Source organism: Mesorhizobium sp. M7A.F.Ca.CA.002.05.1.1 (assembly GCF_003998335.1).
Taxonomy (GTDB): Bacteria; Pseudomonadota; Alphaproteobacteria; order Rhizobiales; family Rhizobiaceae; genus Mesorhizobium.
On the sequence record NZ_RZQI01000687.1, the window covers coordinates 1 to 3,271 of the forward strand.

The following is a 3,271-nucleotide window of genomic DNA, read 5'->3' on the forward strand; positions in this document are numbered from 1 at the left end:
GCCCAGTTGGCATCGGTCGCCACCTTGAGCGTGCCGGCCGCCACAACGCGGTCGAGCACCGCGCCTGCGTGAGCAGGATATGCGCCAAGCGCAAGCGCCATCGCGGCCAACGTCAGCTGTGGTCTGTTCCAGAATGTCATATCCGTATTCCCCTGTTGTTGTTCAGTTCCTTGCAGTCACTTCCGTTCAGCCGGTCGTGACGTCGCAATTTCGTGCCGACCTGGTCGGCGTCCTCTCCCAAAGGCCCGCGGATTTAGCGACGTCGCGGCCGGTCCGGTCTTCCGATGTGGCGGAGGATGTTTGCCGTCGCCATTCCCCCGATCACAGGGAAGGTCCCGGCCCGCTCCCTGCGAGGTGTCGTGCAGCCCCTGGTGTCCGGCGTTGGCTTTCGCATCGCGAAGGCTGCTATTCATCGGCGCCGCCCCCCTTTCCCGCGGTCAGCGTCCATCAGGAAATCGCCCATCAGCGTGGCAACCCGAGCCGGCGCCTCGATCAGGATCGAATGACGAAGTCCGGGCAGGATGGCGAGTTGCGACCCTTGCACCTGTTCGTGCATCAGCCGTGCCATCCGCGGGCTGGAGCCCTGATCGTCCTCCCCGGTCACGATCAGCGTCGGGCAGGTGATGCGGTCGAGAATGCCGCCGAAATCGGTCTCGGCCAGAACGCGATAGGCGGCCGCATAGCAGTCGCGGTCGTTTTCAGCGTCACGCCGGCGCAACTCGGCGATGGTCTCCGGGTTGCTGTCCTGAAAATCCTCCGTCAGCCAGCGCGACAGCGAGGCTTCATGATGCACTGAGGCATCGCTCGCCATCAGCGCCGCCAGCCGGCCACGCACCGCGTGCCGTTCCTCGGGCGTGCGGCCGGCGACCGTCGACAGCAACACCAGTTTTTTCAGGCGCTCGGCATGGGTCAGCGACAGGCGCTGTGCGATCAGGCCACCCAGTGAAAACCCGGCCACATGGAAGGTGGCAAACCCGACATGGTCGGCCAGCGCCAGCGTTTCCTTGACGAAATCGTCGATCTCGTAACGGCCCTTGATCCGGCTGGAGCGGCCATGGCCGCGCAGGTCGAAGGTGAGAACCGAGAAGCGATCTTTCAGTTGGCCCGCCACGCCACTCCAGGCTTCGAGATAGGAGCCGACTCCATGGATGCAGACCAGCGGCAACCCACCCTCACCCTCAAGGCGCCAGTTGAGCAGCACGCCATCGACATCGAGCTGGCCGGAGCGCGCCATAGTCACGCCCTCGCCGCCTGGCGCGCCCTGTCGCGCTCGCGCGCGGCGAAGACCGGCATCACCTCGTCGACCCACAGCTTGATCGTCTTCTTCTGCAGCTCGAACGGCAGGTTGAACGTCAGGCCGAGGCAGTACTGGTCAACGCCCGCGGCTTCATAGTCGAGCAGCTTCTCGATCACCTCGTCGGGCGTGCCGAACATCAGGTTGCGACGGATGTTCTCGGGATTGTAATTGTCTTTGCCCTTGACTCTCTCGTAGGGGATAGCTTCGGGAAAGCCGTTTTGCACGGTGCCGATGTTCTGGAACAGGTTCTCGAACGCGCGGCCATAGTCAATGGCATGCCCGACCGCGATCTCCCAGTCCTGCGCTCGTTCGTAGACGCAGGTGCGCCGCTGCATCATCAGGCGCGGGCGCGGCACCTCTGGATGATCGGCGACGGCCTTGCGGAATTTCTCGCCGAGCACGGCGATCTCGGCCGCCGGCGCCGACAAGGGCGTCGACAGGATCGAAGCGCCGATGCCGACCGCCCAGTCGAAGGTTCCCGGGTCTCGCGCGGCCACCCAGATCGGCGGATGCGGCTTCTGCAGCGGCTTCGGCACGCCGGCGGCGAGTGGGAACTTCCAGTAATCGCCGTCATGGGCATAATCCTGTGCCCACAGCTTCTTCACCGCCGGCACCAGCTCCTTCAGATAGGCAACGCCTTCCTGCTGCGGCATGCCGCCGGCCATGCGGTCAAACTCATATTGGTAAGAACCGCGCGCGATGCCGAACTCCAGCCGCCCGCCGGTCAGGTGATCACAAAGTGCCGCCTCCCCTGCCAACCGGATCGGGCTCCAGTAGGGCGCGACCAGCGTCGAGGTGCCGAGGCGGATCTGCTCGGTATGCTGGGCAAGCCAGGTCAGCGTCATCAGGGGGTTGGGCGAGATCGTGCATTCGATCGTGTGATGCTCGGCCGTCCACAGCGTCTCGAAGCCACCTTCGTCGGCCAGGCGCGCCAACTCGAGGAGATTGCTCTTCACCTTCGACATCGGCATGTCGGGCGAGAAGCGTTCCATGGTCAGCGAAACGGCGAATTTCATGTCGGTCTCCCCAGTGCGTCGGTTTGGTCAGCGAAGGCGGATAATGAAGGGGTCCTGCATCGCGCCCGAGTAGTCGATGACGACGTTCTTCAGGCGCGAGAACTCCTCCATGGCGTCGAAGCCGCCGCGCCGCCCGTAGCCGCTCTCCTTGAAGCCGCCATTGGCGGACATGAAGGACGAGGCGCGGTAGGTGTTGATCCAGACGGTGCCGGCTTCAACATTCCTGGCGAAACGCAGCGCGCGGTTGATGTCCCGGGTCCAGATGCCGGAGGCGAGGCCATAGCGGGTGTCGTTGGCGAGACGGATCATCTGGTCTTCCGACGAGAACGGGATGACGCCGACGACAGGACCGAATAGTTCCTCCTGCATGAAGTCCATGCCGTTGTCGGCATCGGTCATCACGGTCGGCTCGAAGTACCAGCCGCCTGCAAGCTCATCCGCCTGCGGCCGCTTGCCGCCGGCCGCAATCCGCGCGCCCTGGCGCACGCCCGAGGCGACGTAGCCTTCTACCTTGGCGAGTTGCACCGACAGCGCCAGCGGTCCGACGTCGGTTTCCTCCAGCATCGGCAGCCCGACCCGCACGCGCCGCGTGCGTTCGACCAGCGCCTCGACGAACCGATCGTAGACGCTGGCCTCGACGAAACAGCGCGAACCGGCGACGCAGGTCTGCCCAGCCGCCGCGAACACACCGGACACGACGCCGTTGACGGCATGGTCGATGTCGACGTCGTCGAAGACGACATGTGGCGACTTGCCGCCGAGTTCCATCGAACAGGGGATGAGGTTCTCAGCCGCATTGGCGGCAATCCGCCGGCCCGTCGCCGTCGAACCGGTGAAGACGAATTTCGCGATGCCAGGGTGCCGGGTCAGCGCGTCCCCCGCCACGGCGCCGGTGCCGGTCACGACATTGACGACGCCGGCCGGGAAGCCGGCCTCCATGATCAGCTCGGCCAGCGCG

At 65.1% G+C, this 3,271-nt stretch carries 3 protein-coding genes; all 3 read right to left on the reverse strand.

Annotated elements, in window-relative coordinates:
- Positions 1 to 409: 409 nt before the first annotated feature.
- Positions 410 to 1,234, reverse strand: coding sequence for an alpha/beta fold hydrolase (locus EN939_RS26640; protein ID WP_127270407.1), 825 nt, complete (start codon positions 1,232 to 1,234; stop codon positions 410 to 412).
- A gap of 2 nt (positions 1,235 to 1,236) precedes the next feature.
- A complete protein-coding gene (locus EN939_RS26645; RefSeq protein ID WP_127270402.1) occupies positions 1,237 to 2,313 on the reverse strand; it encodes an LLM class flavin-dependent oxidoreductase in 1,077 nt (358 codons plus the stop codon).
- A gap of 27 nt (positions 2,314 to 2,340) precedes the next feature.
- A partial coding sequence (locus EN939_RS26650) for an aldehyde dehydrogenase family protein (protein WP_127270736.1) occupies positions 2,341 to 3,271 on the reverse strand: 931 nt, incomplete at its 5' end.

Excerpts from the sequence above, each read along its gene's own strand:
- EN939_RS26645 (WP_127270402.1), bottom strand. The coding sequence starts at position 2,313 with ATGAAATTCGCCGTTTCGCTGACCATGGAACGCTTCTCGCCCGACATG.
- EN939_RS26640 (WP_127270407.1), bottom strand. The coding sequence starts at position 1,234 with ATGGCGCGCTCCGGCCAGCTCGATGTCGATGGCGTGCTGCTCAACTGG.